The following is a 16,618-nucleotide window of genomic DNA, read 5'->3' on the forward strand; positions in this document are numbered from 1 at the left end:
TCCCTCAGACCGATGACTCAGCCGCCCGGGCGGGCGGCTGAGCCGTGGGTTGGGGCGGGCCGGTCAGGACCGGGCGAGGAACTTGTTCATCGCGTCGATCTCGGCCTGCTGCGCGGTGATGATCTGCCGCGCGAGGGCCTTGGCGTCGGTGTTGGCGCCGCCCGCGAGCTCCTCCTCGGCCATCGCGATGGCGCCACGGTGGTGGGCGATCATCATGGTGCAGAACTGCCGGTCGAAGTCCTTGCCGGTGGCGGCCTCGAGCTTGGCCATGTCGGCGTCGGACATCATCCCCGGCATGGCGGAGTGCGTGCCGTGGTTCATGCCGCCGCTCATCGCCGGGGCGGGGCGGCCCCACTCGGCGAGCCAGCCGGTCAGGGTCTTGATCTCCGGCTCCTGCGCCGCCTCGATCTGCGCGGCCAGGCTCTTGACGTCGGGGTCGGCGGCGCGGGTGCGGGCCAGCGCGGCCATCTCCACGGCCTGCTGGTGGTGCGGGATCATCATCTGGGCGAACTTCACGTCCGCGTCGTTGAACGCGGCAGAGGATGCTCGGCCCGGCGAGGCGCCGCCGCCCGGGGTGGTGTGGCCGGAGTCCATGCCGGGCATCGGATCGTGCCCGCCGCCGCAGGCGCCCAGCAGCAGCGCGGTGGCGAGCGCGGCACCGGCCAGGACGGCGCGGCGCACCAGGGTGCGTGTCATGACGATTGAAGACCTTTCGGTTCGGAAGCTACGCAGGACTCGGCGGCACGGCGCGGCGGATGTGGCCGGGCCGTGCGGGGCGTCCTATGTGCGCAGAACCGACACCGCGGCGAGGGTGAGACCGACCGGTCTGGGTGGTGGTGCCCGCGGCCCGCAGCGCCGCGGGACGCGGGCGCGGGCCGCCGCCGCGGCGGTGCCACGGCGGGCGTGCAGGAGGGCGACAGCGAGCAGCAGGACGGCGAAGGCGACCAGGACGGCCAGGCAGACGCTCCAGTCGCTCATCCCGCCGTGACCGCCGGCCGGACCGGCCAGCGGGGCGCCGCAGCCGTCGGCGGCACACGCGCCGGCGAGGGTCAGCACGGCCATGAGCGGCGCCGAGGCGGTGTGCTCGGCGGTGGCGCCCGCGGTCGTGGCGGGGTGCTCGTGGCCGCCGGCCGGCCGCGGGCCCTGGTGGCCGAGGGTGTGCATGGCCGTCAGGCCCAGCAGGGTGGCCAGCAGCAACGCGAGCCGGGCGGACCGCCCGAGCCTGCCGTTCACCGCATACGCCACGCCTTCACGGTACCGGCAAGGCGCCGCCCGGGTCCGCGGCGCGGTCGTGTCACCCGTCAGGCACGGAAACGGGCGACCTCGCTCTGCAGCTGGGCGGCCAGGCGGGACAGCTCGGCAACGGTCGCGTCGGCCTCGGCGAGCGTGGCGGTGGTGGCCTGCGTTGCCTGCGCGACGCCCGCGATGTTGCCGGCGATGTTGTTCGCGCCGCCGGCGGCGTCGCTGACGCTGCGGGTCATCTCGGCGGTGGTCGCGCTCTGCTGTTCGACGGCGGAGGCGATGGTGAGCTGGTAGTCGTTGATCCGGGCGATGATCCGGCTGATCTCGCCGATCGCGTCGACGGACTTGCCGGTGTCGGCCTGGATCGCCTCGACGCGGCGGGAGATGTCCTCGGTGGCGCGGGCGGTCTCCTGGGCGAGCTCCTTGACCTCGTTCGCGACGACCGCGAAGCCCTTGCCCGCCTCCCCCGCGCGGGCCGCCTCGATGGTGGCGTTGAGGGCGAGCAGGTTGGTCTGCTCGGCGATCGAGGTGATCACCTTGACCACGTTGCCGATCTCGGCGGACGACTCGCCGAGCTTCGACACGGTCTCGTTGGTCGACCTGGCCACGCCGACGGCCTCGGCGGCGACCTGAGCCGCCTCCGACGCGTTGCGGGCGATCTCGCCGATCGAGGAGCCCATCTCCTCGGCGCCCGCGGCGACGGTCTGCACGTTGTGGGACACCGTGCCGGCCGCGCGGGCGGCCACGTCGGCCTGCCGGGCGGCGTCCTGCGCGTTGGCGCCGATGCGACCGGTCACCGCGGTGAGCTGGTGCGAGCTCTGGCCGAGGGTCTGCGCGCCGCCGGTGATGGCGGTGATCGTGCCGTGCAGGCCGGTCCGGGCGGCGTTGACGGCGACGGCCATCGCGCCGAGCTCGTCGCGGGCGTAGACCTCGGCCGGGACGGTGAGGTCCCCGGTGGCGAGTGCGCGCAGCGCCGCGGAGACGCTGCCGAGCTGCCGGCGCAGGATGCGCGCCACCCAGGCGCCGGCGAGCAGCGCGACGGCGAGGCCGCCGACCAGCAGCGCGCCGATGAGCATCTGTGCCTCGCGGTACTGCCGGTCCGCCTCGTTCGCGGTGGCGGTGGCCTCGTTGCTCTCCACGGCCTGCAACTGGTCGAGCGCGGTCTTCGCCCGGTTCTCCAGGTCGGTGGAGACGGCCACGATCTGGTCCTGCGGCGGCACGGTGTAGCCGGCCGGCGGCGCCTCGTTGAAGAGCACCACATCGCGCAGGGTCCGGTACTGCTTCAGTGCCTCGGTGACGCGGTCCGTGGCGGCCAGCCGCGACGGCGACCTGGCGGCCGCGGTGCGGTACTGGGCCACGGTGGCGTCGGTCTGTTCGTCGGCCGCGGCCACCGCCGCGCGGGACTGCTGGGCCTCGGCCTGCACGCCGGCGGCGGAGTAGAGCGCGAACATCAGGGAGTTGCGGTACATGTCCGCCAGTCCCCCGCGCAGCTGAGCGAGCTGCTGCTCGCTGTCGACGTGGCCGCGTTTCATCTCGTGCAGGTCGTCGTTGAGCCCCGACATCCGCACCAGCGCCAGCACGCCGATGGCGGCGGCGACGACGGTGACGAGCAGGACCACGAAGAACGCCTTGGTGATGACCCCGCGGTCGGCCACGAACCCGGTGAGGCTGCCCCGCCGAACGGTCACGCCGATGTCGTGCTGCGCCATGTTGTTCCCTCGATTGCCGACTGTTGCTCCACGGGTACACGACCCCATCGGCGTCAGCCCGGCACGCTTGAGAAGATTCGGCTCAGCCCCGGCGCGGCGGGGCCCAGCGGCCGTCTTTTTCGCACCGCGGCGGGCATGGTCACGCGCTCGCCGGGTAGCCCCGGATCGGCCGTGCGGGACAGACGAGCTTCGGGGGAGCAGGATCGTATGAGCAGGCCGATGACCCAGATGATCCGCCTACCTGTCGGGATCACGCCGAACCTGTTCGGGATGTCGTACGGCCTGGCGGGCCTGTCCGGCTGCTGGAGCTACGCCGCGCTGCTGAGGGTTGCCCCGGGCGCCGTGGCCGACGTCCTGTTCGTCATCACGGCCGTCGTGTGGCTGTTGCTTCTGGCCGCCTACGTGTCCGACGTGCCGCGGCGGCCGGGAGGCTGGCGGGCCGAGCTGAGCGATCCGGTCCAGGCCCCGTTCGTCTCGCTGGCCCCGATCGTCGGCATGCTGTTGTCGATCGGGCTGATGCCGCATGCCCCCGCCGCTGGCCGGTCGCTGTTCGGGCTGTTCGCCGCGGCCACGATCGTGCTCGCGGGCTGGCTGACCGGCCAGTGGATCATGGGCGGCCTGGATCTGGACCGGCTGCATCCCGGATACGTGCTGCCCGCCGTCGCCGGAGGGCTGATCGCCGCGATCGGCGCGGCGACGGCCGGCTGGCCGGGACTCGCCCGCGTGTTCTTCGGATTCGGTCTGGTGTCGTGGCTGCTCATCGGCTCGATCATCCTGGCCCGGCTGTACTTCCGCCCGCCGTTGCCGGCCCAGCTGCAGCCGACGCTGGCGATCGACGTCGCCCCGCCCGCGCTCGCCGGGATCGCCTATCTGGCCGTCACCCGGGGCCGGGTCGACGCCGCCGCCTTCGTGCTCGGCGGCTACACGCTGCTCACGGCCCTCGTCCAGGTGCGCCTCATCGGGGTGTACCGGCGCCTGCGCTTCACCCCCGGGTTCTGGGCGTTCGCGTTCCCTTACGCCGCCGTCGCCACGTTCACGCTGCACTGGCTCGCCTACGCGCGCCCGCCGGCGTACCAGGTCTGGGTCTGGCTGGTGCTGCTGGCGATCACCGTGTTCATCGCCGCCCTCGCGGCCGAGACGGCCACGGCGCTCGCCCGGCACCGTTTCCTGCCGCAGCCCCGCTGACGCACGGGCGGGCCGGCTCGACGAGCCGGCCCGCCCGTTTCCTTCGGGATACTCAGGCGGAGTAGCCGCGAGCCGCCATCCAGTGCGCCATGTTGCTGGTCGCCATCCAGTACGTCTTCGGGCCGAACATGCCGGACGGGTCGGCGACCTGAACGGCACGGCCGTTGTCGCGGTAGCCGACGATCGCGATGAAGTGGCCGCCCGAGAACTCGTGCCAGACGCCGACCGCGTCCGTCGCCCCGCCGACGATGTTCGCCACGATCGCGCGGTCACCGCTGATGGCCCGCACGACGTCCTCCTGCACGCGCGTGGCCTCCTCGGCCGTCGCGCGCTGCCCCGGGATCCACCGGGTCTGGTACACGTCCTTGCCCAGCACGCTGTTGAGCACCCGCGTGGTGTCGGCGGCCGAGTTGGTGCCGCTGGTCGTGGTGCCGAGCCTCCTCGCGATCTCGTCCTGGGACATGTTGACGCCGTCCGCGGTCAGCACGATGCGGGTCGAGGCCGGGCCGCAGTAGTAGTAGTTCGGCTGGAACTGGAAGTCGTACTGCAGGACCTTCTCCGCCGGCGCCTCGGGGGCCGGGCTCGTCGGCTCCGGGTTCGCCGGCGCGGCGCCGATCGCCGGCCGGTTGTTCCCGTCGGCGGCTCCCATCGCGGCGACCGCCGTGTCGTGGGCCCCGGCCGGCGTCTCGGTCTGGTTGAACACCACTGCGGTGGTGACGGCGGCCACGAGCAGGGCGGCCGAGCCCAGCACCGCCGGGTACAGGCGGTGGGTGGTGGTGCGGTGGAGCAGCGGACGAATCGATCGGTGACGCATGTGGTACTCCAAAAGCAGGCTGCCGCACGTGGTCGGCGGATCGGATGGCGACGCTGAGCCACGGCGTTCACGGCACGGACCGGCGCGAGGGCAGGCGAAGGCGGCCCGCACACGGCGATGCCGTGCCGGGCGTGCCGTCGTGCGACGGGAACGCGGAAGTGTCGTGGCTCTTTTAGAGGCGGCATCGCGGCAGCGTCAGACGCCCGCTTCGCGCGGCGACCGGGCCGCGAGCGGTGCGAGGAGGGGTCCGGAGACGGGGGTCTGACCTCAGCCGTCGAGCGCCGGGCAGCAGGGCCGGTGCGGCCTCGTGCTGCCCGATGTCCTACCGTGCGGTGGTGTCCCGCCGGGGTGCGGTGCGGGTGCCGCGGCTAGGGGGCGCGCCATGCCAGAGGTCGTACACCGTTGAAGTCTCCTTCCGATGCCGCCTACCGGGTTAGCTGACGGATTCGGGCTGGAAGTGCCCTACCGCGGGCGGTGACGCCCGCGGATTCACCCCGGGACTGCATGGGTCCCCGGCTCGTTCGCACGACTCGGCGGGTCCGCGCCGGCGCCATTTCGCAATGGCAGACGACCGGCTCGGACCGCCTGACCCTACTGGCCGGTACGGGGGTTGCCAAGCGTTCAACCGGGTCCTGCAAGTGGACGCCATTGGCGTACCTGCCAGCCGGTATGGCGGCATGCGGGTAGCCGGGCGACCCGGACGGCCGGTGGCAGCGATGTCCGGCTCATACGCGTTCAGCAACACTGGTCGGCGTCAACCCCCGGCCCGAGAAGGTTTCTCGTCACCGTGAGTTCCCGGTCTTCGACCACGCGCCCGGACGCAAAACACTCCGACTCCCCCTGGGCACCGCTGCGCTGCCGCACCTTCCGCGCGCTGTGGCTCGCCATGGCCGCCGCCAACGCCGGCATGGCGATGCAGGTCGTGGGCGCCCAGTGGCTCGCCGCCGGCGCCGGCGCGAACGGACGGCACGCGGCCGCCGACATCCTCGTCACGCTGGTACAGGCGGCGGGCATGCTGCCCATCCTGGTGCTCGGCCTGCCGGCCGGCGTGCTGGCCGACCTGGTGGACCGCAGGCGCCTGCTCATCCGGGTCCAGCTCGGCACCGCCCTCGTCGGCCTGCTGCTCGCGGCGCTGGCCATGGACGGCCGGATCCAGTCGATGACGCTGCTCTCGCTGCAGTGCGCGCTCGGTGTGGGTGCGGCCTTCACGATGCCCGCGTTCGGGTCGCTGACCCCGGAGCTGGTGGAACGCCGGCACCTGCCGCAGGCCTCGGCGCTCGGGGCGATCAGCGCCAACGTCACACGGGCCGCCGGCCCGGCGACCGCCGGTTTCCTCATCGCACGGGCCGGCGCGTCGGCCGTGTTCGCGCTGCACGCCGTGACCGTCATCGTGTTCGTCGTGGTGCTGACCGTCTGGCGTCCCGAGCGCCCGTCCGCCCCGCGCTGCACGGAGCCCTTCGGCGCGGCGCTCGGTGCGGGATGGCGATACGTTCGCAGCACGCCGGTCGTACGCCGGATTCTCGGGCACGCGCTGGTGTTCCTGCTGCCCGGCTCGGCGCTGCTGGCGCTGCTGCCGCTGCTGGCGGCCAACCGGCTCGGCCTCGGCGTCACCGGACTCGGCGTGCTGCTCGGTGCGCTCGGCGCCGGCGCGGTGGCCGGCGCGATCGTCCAGCCGCGGCTGCGCGCGCTGCCCGCCCGGGACCGCATGGCCGCCGCCGCGGGCGTGTTCCTGGCGGCGCTCGTGATCGTGGCGGTCAGCCGCGACCCGGTCACCGTCGGCGTCGTGCTGGTCGCCGCCGGCGCGGCCTGGGTGATCGCGCTGGCCTGCACCAACTCGGCGATCGAGAGCTACCTGCCCGAACACGTCCGGGCGCGCGGGCTGGCGTTCTACCAGGTCGTGCTCTTCGGCGGGCAGGGCCTCGGCGCGGTGGGCTGGGGTCTCTGCGCGCACAGCCTCGGCCTGCAGTGGGCGCTGCTGCTGGCCGCGGCCGGCCTCGGCGTCGCGGCGCTGGCCGGGCGCGGGTGGCCGCTGCACGAGCACGGCCACGACGCCGAACAACCGAGCACCGCACAGCCCGGCCCCGAGCAAACCGGCCCCGAGCAAACCAGCTCCGAACGACCCGGGCCGGAGGCGCCGAGCCGGCCGTTCGCGCTGCCGTCCTGGAGGGATCTGGTGCGCCGCCGACCGGCCCGGCCGGCCCGCCGGCCCACCACGCCGCGGTCCGACGGGCGCCCTCTGGCCCGTCCCCCGGCTCGCCTCGCGGCCCGTCCCCCGGCCCGTCTCGAGGCCCGGCAGACCCGGCCGGCGACCGCCGGCGCCGCCCCGGTCGCGATGCGCGCCGCATCGGTGGTGAGCACGCTGCTCGGGCCGGCCCGTCCACCGCCGGGTGGGCCGGCGCGCTGACGCCGGCGCGGCAGCGACCCGGACGAAAGGGCCGATGGGCCGGCTGGGAGCGCCTTCCCGGGCGTTGACCGCGGGGCCGCACGCCTTCAGCCGGCCGGGCCGACGGCCAGCGTCACCGTTGCCGCGACCGCCTGGCCGGCCTGGTCCGTCCAGGTGATCCTGACCCGGTCGCCCGGATGGTGGGTGTCGAGCACGGACGTGAGCTCGCGGGCGGAGCCGACGGGCCGGCCGTCCACCGACCGGATGATGTCGCCCGCGCCGACGCCGGCGCGCTCGGCGGGACTGCCGAAGATCACTCCGGTCACCATGACCCCGGCGACCTGGCCTTCCGCATCGGCGGCGGCGACGCCGAGCAGGGCGGTCGGGCCGATGTGGATCGTCGGCGACGCCGTGCCGGCCATGATCTGCTGTGCGACGCCCACCGCGGTGTTGCTCGGTATGGCGAACCCCGTGCCACCCGTGGCCTGGCCCTGTTCCTCGATGGACGCGGCGGTGTTGATGCCGACGAGCCGGCCGGACCGGTCGACCAGCGGGCCGCCGGAGTCCCCGGACCGGATGTCCGCGGCCACCTGGATGAGGCCGGTGAGCTGCTGCACGCCGCCGTCCGGCTCCTGAGCGGTGATCGACCGGTCCAGCGCCGTGACCGATCCGGTCACCGCGGTCGGCGTCCCGCCGGCGCCGCCAGCATTGCCCACGGCGACGACCGAGTCACCGACCGTGACCGACGAGGAGTCGGCCACCGCGAGCCGGGGCAGCCCGGTCGCGTTGGCCAGCTGGATCACGGCGATGTCGTGGGAGCGGTCGTAGCCGACGACGCTGGCGTGGTACGTCCGGCCGTTGGCGACCGCCCTGCCGGTGATCGAGGTGGCGCCCGCGACGACGTGGTTGTTGGTCAGCACCAGGCCGGTGCCGGTGAGCACGACGCCCGTACCGGCCGCGCGGGCGTTGCGCAGGCCCAGCGTGCTGTTGATGTCCACGACGCTGCGGTTCACGGACGAGATGATCGCCGCGGGGTCGCTCGGGGTAGCGCCGAATGGAGCCGGCGGAGCGGTGTTCACCCGCACGGCGACCGACGGCCGGGGGCCAGGTGGCTGGGGCCGCACGCCCGTCAACGGCCCGGCGACGCCGACCAGTGAGGCTGGGACCACCAGCAGAAGCACCAGCAGGACCACCGGCACGACGCGGCCGACGATCCAGCGCTGCGCACTGTACGGAGCTGACATCCGGGCTACCACCGCCGATCCGCCGTTGGACTGCCTACCCAGGGTCCACCGGCGGAATCGTCGCGCTCGCCCTACCATTGCGAATGGTCGCCCACGCGCACAAATCGGTGTAGGCACGATGTGACGTGTGCGTGGAGGTGTCGGATGCAGGCAGGCGGGATGCGGTCACGCATCACTCGGCTGGACGTCGACGGGCGCACGGTCATTCGCAAGGAGCCGTTGGGACCGGACGCACAGCGCCGGGTGCAGCACGAGTCGGCGATCCTGGAGCGACTGCGTGGCGTCGCGGGCGTCGCGCAACTGGTGGCGGTGCCGGCGCACGCCGAGTCGATCACGGTCGAGGACGTCGGCGACACGAGCCTGGCCGCCGTGGCGAAGCCGCTGGACGTCTGCGATCTGATCGGGCTCGCCTTGAATCTGGCCCGGGCCGTGGCGGGGATGCACCACCGCGGCGTGATACACCGGGACATCACCCCGGCGAACATCGTGATCTCCCGGGACGGCTCACCCTGCCTGGTGGACTTCACCCTGGCGACGTCGTTCGCCGAGATCCGTCCGCCGTTCACGCACCACACCGAGATCGTCGGCACGCTGGCGTACCTGGCGCCGGAGCAGACCGGGCGCACCGGCCGCTCGGTGGATCAGCGAGCCGACCTGTACGCGCTCGGCGCGACGCTGTACGAGCTGGCGACCGGCGCACCGCCGTTCGGTTCCGGCGACCCGTTGCGGCTCACGCACGACCATCTGGCGCGCGTGGCGGTGCCGCCGGCGCGGGTGAACCCGGCCGTGCCCGGGCCGCTGTCCGAGATCATCATGCATCTGCTGGAGAAGGAGCCGGACGACCGGTACCAGACCGCGGACGGCGTGCTCCACGACCTGGAGCTGCTGCGCGACGCGGAGCCGCGCGACGCGGCCGCGCTGCGGGTCGGCGCGTACGACGTTCCGCTGCGGTTGCTGCCGCCGTCGCGGCTGGTCGGGCGCGACGGCGAGGTGTCGGCGCTACGGGCGGCGTTCCGCGACGCGCTGGCGGGCCGGTGTCGCGGGGTCCTCGTCGGCGGGGCGGCGGGCGTGGGCAAGACAGCGCTGGTCGACGAGCTGCGGCCGGTGGTGACGGGCCGGGACGGCTGGTTCGTGGTGGGCAAGGTCGACCAGTACCGGCCGGACCTGGAGTTCGACGCGGTGCAGCAGGCGTTCCGCGCGCTGGGCCGGCTGTTGCTGGCCGAGCCGGAGGATGCGCTGGCCGAGGTACGCGGGCGGATCCTGATGGCGGTCGGCCCGAACGCGGGGCTGCTGAGCGCGGTGCTGCCGGAGTTCGCGGCGCTGCTCGGGGTGCCGCCCGATGCCGGGGATCCGCTGACCGCGAAGGTGCGGGTGCAGCGCGCGGTGGTGCGGGTGTTGCGTGCGGTGGCCTCGCGGCAACGCCCGATCGTGGTGTTCGTCGACGACCTGCAGTGGGCGGGGCGCACGACCCTTGGCGTCGCCGACGAGGTGCTGAGCGAGGAGCCGATCGAGGGCCTGCTGCTCGTGTGCGCCTACCGCGACGCCGACGTCGACGCGGCGCATCCGATGGCGACGCCGCTGTCGCGGTGGCGGGAGCAGCCCGGGGTACGGCAGCTGCGGCTGGACAACCTGGCCGGCCCCGATCTCGTCAGCATGGTCGCCGAGATGCTGCACGTGGATCCGTCCCGGGCGACGGGACTGGCCGCGGCGATCGGCTCGCACACCCGCGGAAACCCGTACGAGACGGTGGAGCTGCTCAACGCCCTGCGCCGCGACGGCGTGCTGGCCCTGGCGGCGGACGGGTGGCACTGGGACGAGACGGAGGTGCGCCGCCGCCTGCGCCGGTCCGAGGTGACGGGCCTGCCGCAGGCGCGGCTCGAGGACATGCCGGCGCGCTCCCGCCAGGTGGTGGAGGCGATGGCGTGTCTCGGCGGGCGGGCCGAGCTCTCCCTGCTGCAGGCCGCGACCGGCGCGACGGCGGACAGGGTGGAACAGTCGCTCGTTCCCGCGCTCGACGAGGGCCTGCTCGTGGTGGAGCCCGGGGTCCAGGAGGCGGTGCGGTTCCGGCACGACCAGACCCGCGAGATGGTCCTGCGCGCGATGGACCCGCAACGCCGGCGCGCCCTGCGGCTGTCCGTCGCGCGGCGGCTCGCCGACGTGCCGGAACTGTTCGCCGCCGCGGCGGAGCAGTACGCCGCGGCGATCGACGCGGTCGACGACCCCGCGGAGCAGCGCCGGGTCGTGGGACTGCTGCGGCGCGCCGCCGGCCAGGCCACGCTGACCGGCGACCACGCGCTGGTGGAGGCGCTGCTGACGGCCGCGCTGCTGATCGGCCCGGACGAGACGGCCACGCTCGTCGAGGTGCACACCGCACGCCACGCCGCGATGTACGGCCAGGGGCACCTCGACGAGGCGGATGAGGAGTACCGGACGATCGAGGAACTCTGCGACGGCGTCCTGGACCGGGCGGACGCGACCGGGGTGCAGGTGAGCAGCCTCACCCACCGGTGCCGCTTCGCCGAGGCGACCAAGCTGGGCGTCGAGTCGCTGCGTGAGCTCGGCGTCGCCGTCCCCGCCGCGGACCGGATCCCCGACGATCTCGACCGCCAGTTCGCGTATCTGCGGTGGTGGCTGGATCACCCCGAGACCGACGATCCGGCCCGGCCGGAGATCGCCGATCCCTTGCTCCTCGCCGCGGCGCGTCTGCTCAACGCGGTCATCGCGGCCGCGTACTTCTCCGGCGACTACGCCGCGCACTGCTGGCTCGGCCTGGAGTCGCTGCGGATCTGGGTCGAGCACGGCCCGGACCCCATCCTGATCGGGCCGGCCAGCATCGGCTGCACCGCCGCGGTGCTGCGCGGGGACTTCTCGGCGGGGTACCGCGGGAGCCGGCGGATCGTGGCGCAGGGCGAGGTCCGCGGCTACGAGCCCGGCACCTCGCAGGCGCGCGCCATGCTGGCCGCGCACAGCCATTGGTTCGAGCCGGCCGAGGAAGGCGTCCGGGCCTGCCAGCGGGCCCGGGAGGGACTGATCGCCGGCGGCGACCTGGCCAACGCCGGCTATACCTACTACCAGACAGCATCCGGCCTGGTGGACTGCGGGCCGACGCTCGACGACCTCGTCGCCGAGCTCGACGCCGGGCGGGCGTTCGTCCGGCGTACCGGCAACGAACAGACCGATCAGGTGCTCGACAGCTACCGGTGGCTGGTCGGTGCGCTGCGCGGCAAGGGCCCCGCCACCATGGGCGACGCGTATCCCGCCGACACGCCAACGCCGCTGCCGGCACATCTCACCCGCGGGATCGCGGCCGCCATCCTCGACGATCCGGCCGGCCTGGCGCGGCACAGCAAGGCGGCGATGTCGGTGCTGACCGGCCTGGGCCCGTACCCGTCCGACGCGGCCTACCTCCTGCGCGGGCTCGCCCTGGCCGGGGAGGTCCGCGCCGGCCACGACGGCGGGCACGACGGCCTGCTGTCCGAACTCGACGACGTGACGGGATGGCTGGCTGCCCGAGCCGCCGACGCGCCGATGAACTTCCTGCACATGCTGCGGCTACTCGAGGCCGAACGGGCGTGGGCGGCCGGCGACTTCCGCGCCGCCGCCCTCGCCTTCGACGCCGCCCTGGACGCGGTCGCCCGGCACCGGCACCCGTGGCACCGGGCCCTGATCACCGAACGCGCGGCCCGTTTCCATCTCACCAACGGCCTCGAGCACGCCGGTCACGGCCTCATGGCCGAGGCGCGGCAGGAGTACCTCGCCTGGGGCGCCACCGCGAAGGTCGAACAGCTCGACTGGGCATACCCGGCGCTGCGACCGCAACCCGAGCGGACCGCGGTGCCGGAGCCCGCCCTGCCCGGCGATGCGCTCTACCAGCGGGCCGCCGTCACGACCGGGACGCTCGACCTGTTCGGCATCCTGTCCGCGTCGCAGGCGCTGAGCTCGGAGACCGGCATCGAACGGCTGCACTCGCGCGTGGCGCACGTGCTCAGCGCGATGACCGGCGCCACCGACGTGTACCTGCTGTTGCGCGGCGACGACCGGCAGGAGTGGCTGCGGCCCCTGCCCGGCGGCGAGGGCATCGTCCCGGTCACCGGCGCCGGCGACGAGCCCGCGGCGCCGATGTCGGTGGTGCGTTATGCCCAGCGGACCCGCGAGCCGCTGATCGTGGGCGACGCCACGAGCGACGACCGCTTCGCCCGCGACCCGTACTTCGCCGGCGTCACGTGCTGCTCGCTGCTGGCCGTGCCGATCCTCAGCCGCGACACGCTTCAGGCGATCCTGATGCTGGAGAACCGCCTCATCCGCGGCGCCTTCACCACCGCGCGGCTCGAGGCCGTCCGGCTCATCGCCGGCCAGCTCGCCGTCTCGCTCGACAACGTCCAGCTGTACGCCGAGTTCCGCCGGATCGCCGACGAGCAGACGGCGTTGCGGCGGGTGGCGACGCTCGTCGCCCGCGGGACGGGGCCCGAGCTCGTGTTCGCCGCGGTGGCCGACGAGGTCGGCGTGCTCTTCGACGTCGACGCCACGGCGATCGTCCGGTTCGAGCCGGACGACGAGGTGACCATGCTGGGATGCCACGGGCTCGGGGACATCCGGCCGGGCATGCGCGGCAGGCCGGACCCCCGCTGGGCCATGGCGACGGTCCGGGCCACGGGTCGCGCGGCCCGCCGCGACGTGCAGGACCCCGCGTCGGTGGCCTCGTTCCCGGCCGCTCCGGTGGAACTGCGGTCCTCGGTCGCCAGCCCGATCGTGGTCGAGGGCCGGCTCTGGGGCGCCGTGGCCGCCGGGTCGCGGCGCCGGCGGCTGCCTGCGGAGACCGGACAACGGCTGGCCGGCTTCACCGAGCTCGTCGCGAGCGCCATCGCCAACGCCGAAAGCCGGACCGAGCTCACCAACTCGCGTGCGCGGATCGTCGCCGCCGCCGATCACTCCCGCCGGCGCATCGAGCGGGACCTGCACGATGGCGCCCAGCAGCGGCTGGTCTCGCTGGCGCTACAGGTGCGCACGGCACAGGCCGCGCTGCCGCCGGAGCTCGACGGGATCGGTGCCCAGCTCGACCGCGCCGCCACCGAGGCAACCGAGGCGCTGGACGAGCTGCGCGAGATCTCACGCGGCATCCACCCGGCGATCCTGACCGACGGCGGCCTCGGCCCGGCGCTGCGTGCCCTGGCCCGCCGCTCGCCGGTCCCGGTCGACCTCGACATTCGCACGAAGGAGCGGCCGCCCGAGCAGTACGAGGTCAGCACGTACTACGTCGTCGCCGAGGCGCTGACCAACGCGGCCAAGCACGCGCACGCCTCGGCCGTCACGGTCACCGTCGAGACCGACGCCACCAATGCCACGGATGCCACGGGCACCGTCCTGCGCGTCGCGGTCAGCGACGACGGCGTCGGCGGCGCCGACTTCGCCCGGGGCACGGGCCTGCTCGGCCTCAAGGACCGGGTGGAGGCGCTCGGCGGGCGGATCCGGCTCGACAGCCCCCGCGGGGCGGGCACCCGCCTGCGCGTGGAGTTCCCGCTCGCCGCCGCGTAGCCGCGGCACGGCGCCGGGCGAGCGCGCCTGCGACGGACCGGCCGTTCGGACGCTGACGGTCTCGAACGGCCGGAACCGGTAGTGCGCTCAGATGCCGATGCTGCGCCCGTCGGCGCGCCACGCCACCGCGATGCCGGGCTTGGCGAAGTCGCCGTCGGGCCAGTTCGACGCCGGGTTCTCGACCGACGCCCCGCTGATCTCGCCCGGGTGCTGGACGGCGACGAATGCGCTCTTGTTGTCGCCGTGGATCCACGGGCCGCAGGTCTCGGCGCCGTACGGGACCGTCAGGAACTGCTTGAGGTGGCCCCGCTCCGGGCCCTCCAGCGGCACCGCGAACAGGCCATCGTTGGTGCCCAGCGCGTTGCCGTCGGTCGCGATCCACAGGTTGCCGGCGCCGTCGAACGCGACGTTGTCCGGGCAGGAGATCGGCGAGACCTTGGACTTGTCGAAGCCCATGAAGTACGTCGCCGGATCCTTGGGGTCGCCGCAGACGATCGGGATCGTCCAGGTGAACGTGGTCGCCGTGTGGTCGCCCCGGTCCTCGGTGATCTCAAGGATGTGGCCGTGCTTGTTGTTGGTGCGCGGGTTCGCCTCGTCGGCGGGCGCCTTGCCGGCCGGGCCGCGCGCCGTGTTGTTCGTCAGCGCGACGTAGATCTTGCCGGTATTCGGGTTGGGCTCGACGTCCTCGGGGCGGTCCATCTTCGTGGCGCCGACCGCGTCGCCGGCGAGCCGGGTGAAGACCAGCACCTCCTCGGTGGTCATGCCCGGCACCTGTGATCTGCCGTCCTTGACCAGCGGCACCCAGGTGCCCGTGCCGTTGAACGCGCCGTCGGAGGGCAGCTTGCCGCTGCCGTCGATCTCGGCAGCCGAGGTGAAGCCGAGCTTCGCCACATAGAGCGTGCCGGACTCGAGCAGGGTCAGGTTGTGCCGGCGGGCGGCGGACGACTTGCCGGCGTCGAACTTCTTGTCGGACACGAACTTGTACAGGTAGTCGAACCGCTCGTCGTCGCCCGTGTACGCGACGGCCTTGCCGTTGCCGGCGATGACGACGTTGGCGCCCTCGTGCTTGAACCGGCCGAGGGCCGTGTGCTTGCGCGGCGTCGAGCCCGGGGTGAACGGGTCGATCTCGACGATCCAGCCGAACCGGTTGGCCTCGTTGGGGTGCTTCGACAGGTCGAAGCGCTCGTCGGCGCGGTCCCACTTGCGGCTGCCCGACGGGTAGCGGTTGACGGTGTCGATCCCGTAGCGGTTGAACCGGTCCTTGTCGGCGCCGGTCGACTTCTCGGCGCCGACGAAGTACTGGTTGAAGTTCTCCTCGCCGGACAGGATCGTGCCCCACGGCGTGACCCCGCCGGCGCAGTTGTTCAGCGTGCCGATGACGTCGCGGCCGCTCGGGTCGGCCTTGGTCTTCAGCAGGGCGCTGCCGGCGGCCGGGCCGACGACCGTGAAGTGCGTGGCGAGCGCGGTGACCCGGCGGTTGTACTGCCGCCGGCCCTTCGACACCGGCACCCACCGGCCGGTCCGGCCGACCCGCTCGAGCTCGACGACCGACATGCCGTGGGCGGCCATCGCGACCCGCAGCTGCTCCACCGACAATCCGTCGATGCCGGAGAAGCCGGGGAACATGAGGTCCTCGTTGGTGTACTCGTGGTTGCACACGAGCAACGCCCGCTCGCCGTGGCGGTCCAGCGGCAGCACGGCGACGAAGTCGTTGTTGTAGCCGAACTGCTTCGACTGCGCCTCGGCGCTCTGCCTGGCCACGTTGAACCGCGGCGCGCCGGGCACGACCTCGTCGCCCCACTTGATGACGACGGCGTGCTCGTAGCCGTTGGGCACGACGATGCCGTCGACCTGGTTGGGGGTGACGGACTTGAAGGTCAGCTGCGACGGCTGCGGTGCCTTCGCCGCGAAGGTGTCGACCTCCGGCAGCTGCACGTCGGGTTCGCCGGCCTTCGCCGCGGGGGCGGCGAACGCGGGCACCCCACCGGCGGCGACGCCGGTGCCGGCGAGGCCGATGACGAGCGCGCCGCGCATGAGGCCGCGGCGGCTCACGCTGTTGACCAGGTCGCCGAAGTACTCGTTGTCCGACCGGTTCGGCACGGGGTGGTCGCAGGCGTTGCCGCAGCGGTAGAGACAGGTCATGCGGTCACGGCCGCCGTGGGGCGCCTGCGCCGTGCCGATCAACGGCAACTGGCGACGGGTTGGCTCCTGCATACTGGCTCCTCGCGATACGGGATTCGTGTTCAGCTGGGGATTCCCCGGCACCGTAGAAGCCGGCCATGAACACCGCGTGGCCTCGCGTTGAACCGTAACGTTTTACTGTTCGCATGTTGGGGCATGAGGGCCGCAATCGGCCGCGGCACGCCGGGGATCGAAGCTCACGCGGTATCTCGGTAGGTCTCGCGGAACAGGGCGTCGATCCGGGCCCGCTCGGGCAGCGCCACGGCCGCGCCGGGTCGCTGTGCGCAGGCCGCCCCGGCGGCACACGCCCAGCGCAGCGCGTCCTCGG

9 protein-coding genes and 1 riboswitch are annotated in these 16,618 nt (G+C 73.5%); of the genes, 3 read left to right on the forward strand and 6 right to left on the reverse strand.

The window, feature by feature from the left end; translation table 11 throughout:
- Positions 1–63: 63 nt before the first annotated feature.
- The 3 genes from ABT297_RS35425 to ABT297_RS35435 all read right to left on the reverse strand — a co-directional run bounded on the left by ABT297_RS35425 (position 64) and on the right by ABT297_RS35435 (position 2,951).
- A complete protein-coding gene (locus ABT297_RS35425; protein WP_350556852.1) occupies positions 64–696 on the reverse strand; it encodes a DUF305 domain-containing protein in 633 nt (210 codons plus the stop codon).
- 84 nt (positions 697–780) lie between these two features.
- The gene (locus tag ABT297_RS35430) at positions 781–1,245 is read right to left on the reverse strand and encodes a DUF6153 family protein (RefSeq protein ID WP_350556853.1); all 465 of its coding nucleotides are present in this window, start codon (positions 1,243–1,245) and stop codon (positions 781–783) included.
- Positions 1,246–1,301: 56 nt separating this feature from the next.
- Positions 1,302–2,951 carry a methyl-accepting chemotaxis protein gene (locus ABT297_RS35435; protein ID WP_350556854.1) on the reverse strand — a complete coding sequence of 550 codons (1,650 nt, stop codon included), beginning with the start codon at positions 2,949–2,951 and terminating at the stop codon, positions 1,302–1,304.
- 219 nt (positions 2,952–3,170) lie between these two features.
- Here ABT297_RS35435 and ABT297_RS35440 point away from each other — a divergent pair, with 219 nt between their 5' ends.
- Positions 3,171–4,136, forward strand: coding sequence for an SLAC1 family transporter (locus ABT297_RS35440; RefSeq protein ID WP_350556855.1), 966 nt, complete (start codon positions 3,171–3,173; stop codon positions 4,134–4,136).
- A gap of 52 nt (positions 4,137–4,188) precedes the next feature.
- Here ABT297_RS35440 and ABT297_RS35445 read toward each other — a convergent pair whose 3' ends face one another.
- Complete coding sequence (locus ABT297_RS35445; RefSeq protein ID WP_350556856.1) at positions 4,189–4,950, reverse strand: C39 family peptidase; 762 nt, start codon at positions 4,948–4,950, stop codon at positions 4,189–4,191.
- Between the two features lie 407 nt (positions 4,951–5,357).
- A riboswitch (cyclic di-AMP (ydaO/yuaA leader) is annotated at positions 5,358–5,496 on the reverse strand.
- A gap of 241 nt (positions 5,497–5,737) precedes the next feature.
- Here ABT297_RS35445 and ABT297_RS35450 point away from each other — a divergent pair.
- Positions 5,738–7,354 carry an MFS transporter gene (locus tag ABT297_RS35450; RefSeq protein WP_350556857.1) on the forward strand — a complete coding sequence of 539 codons (1,617 nt, stop codon included), beginning with the start codon at positions 5,738–5,740 and terminating at the stop codon, positions 7,352–7,354.
- Positions 7,355–7,440: 86 nt separating this feature from the next.
- On the opposite strand, the gene ABT297_RS35455 is transcribed toward ABT297_RS35450, so the two are convergent.
- Positions 7,441–8,577 (reverse strand): S1C family serine protease, encoded by a 1,137-nt coding sequence (locus tag ABT297_RS35455; RefSeq protein ID WP_350556858.1) that lies wholly within the window; start codon positions 8,575–8,577, stop codon positions 7,441–7,443.
- Between the two features lie 159 nt (positions 8,578–8,736).
- Here ABT297_RS35455 and ABT297_RS35460 point away from each other — a divergent pair, with 159 nt between their 5' ends.
- Positions 8,737–14,109 carry an AAA family ATPase gene (locus ABT297_RS35460; RefSeq protein ID WP_350556859.1) on the forward strand — a complete coding sequence of 1,791 codons (5,373 nt, stop codon included), beginning with the start codon at positions 8,737–8,739 and terminating at the stop codon, positions 14,107–14,109.
- An 87-nt stretch (positions 14,110–14,196) separates the two neighbouring features.
- Here the strand turns inward: ABT297_RS35460 and ABT297_RS35465 are convergent, their stop codons facing one another.
- Positions 14,197–16,323: a PhoX family protein gene (locus ABT297_RS35465; protein ID WP_350556860.1), complete on the reverse strand. Its 2,127-nt coding sequence runs from the start codon at positions 16,321–16,323 to the stop codon at positions 14,197–14,199.
- Between the last annotated feature and the right edge of the window lie 295 nt (positions 16,324–16,618).

The sequence above is a fragment of the Dactylosporangium sp. NPDC000555 genome, from assembly GCF_040300025.1.
In the GTDB taxonomy this organism is placed as follows: Bacteria; Actinomycetota; Actinomycetes; order Mycobacteriales; family Micromonosporaceae; genus Dactylosporangium.

Bases quoted from the DNA above. Each gene is read 5' to 3' on its own strand.
- ABT297_RS35425 (WP_350556852.1), bottom strand. From the start codon at position 696: ATGACACGCACCCTGGTGCGCCGCGCCGTCCTGGCCGGTGCCGCGCTC.
- ABT297_RS35435 (WP_350556854.1), bottom strand. From the start codon at position 2,951: ATGGCGCAGCACGACATCGGCGTGACCGTTCGGCGGGGCAGCCTCACC.
- ABT297_RS35440 (WP_350556855.1), top strand. From the start codon at position 3,171: ATGACCCAGATGATCCGCCTACCTGTCGGGATCACGCCGAACCTGTTC.
- ABT297_RS35445 (WP_350556856.1), bottom strand. From the start codon at position 4,950: ATGCGTCACCGATCGATTCGTCCGCTGCTCCACCGCACCACCACCCAC.
- ABT297_RS35455 (WP_350556858.1), bottom strand. From the start codon at position 8,577: ATGTCAGCTCCGTACAGTGCGCAGCGCTGGATCGTCGGCCGCGTCGTG.
- ABT297_RS35460 (WP_350556859.1), top strand. From the start codon at position 8,737: ATGCGGTCACGCATCACTCGGCTGGACGTCGACGGGCGCACGGTCATT.
- ABT297_RS35465 (WP_350556860.1), bottom strand. From the start codon at position 16,323: ATGCAGGAGCCAACCCGTCGCCAGTTGCCGTTGATCGGCACGGCGCAG.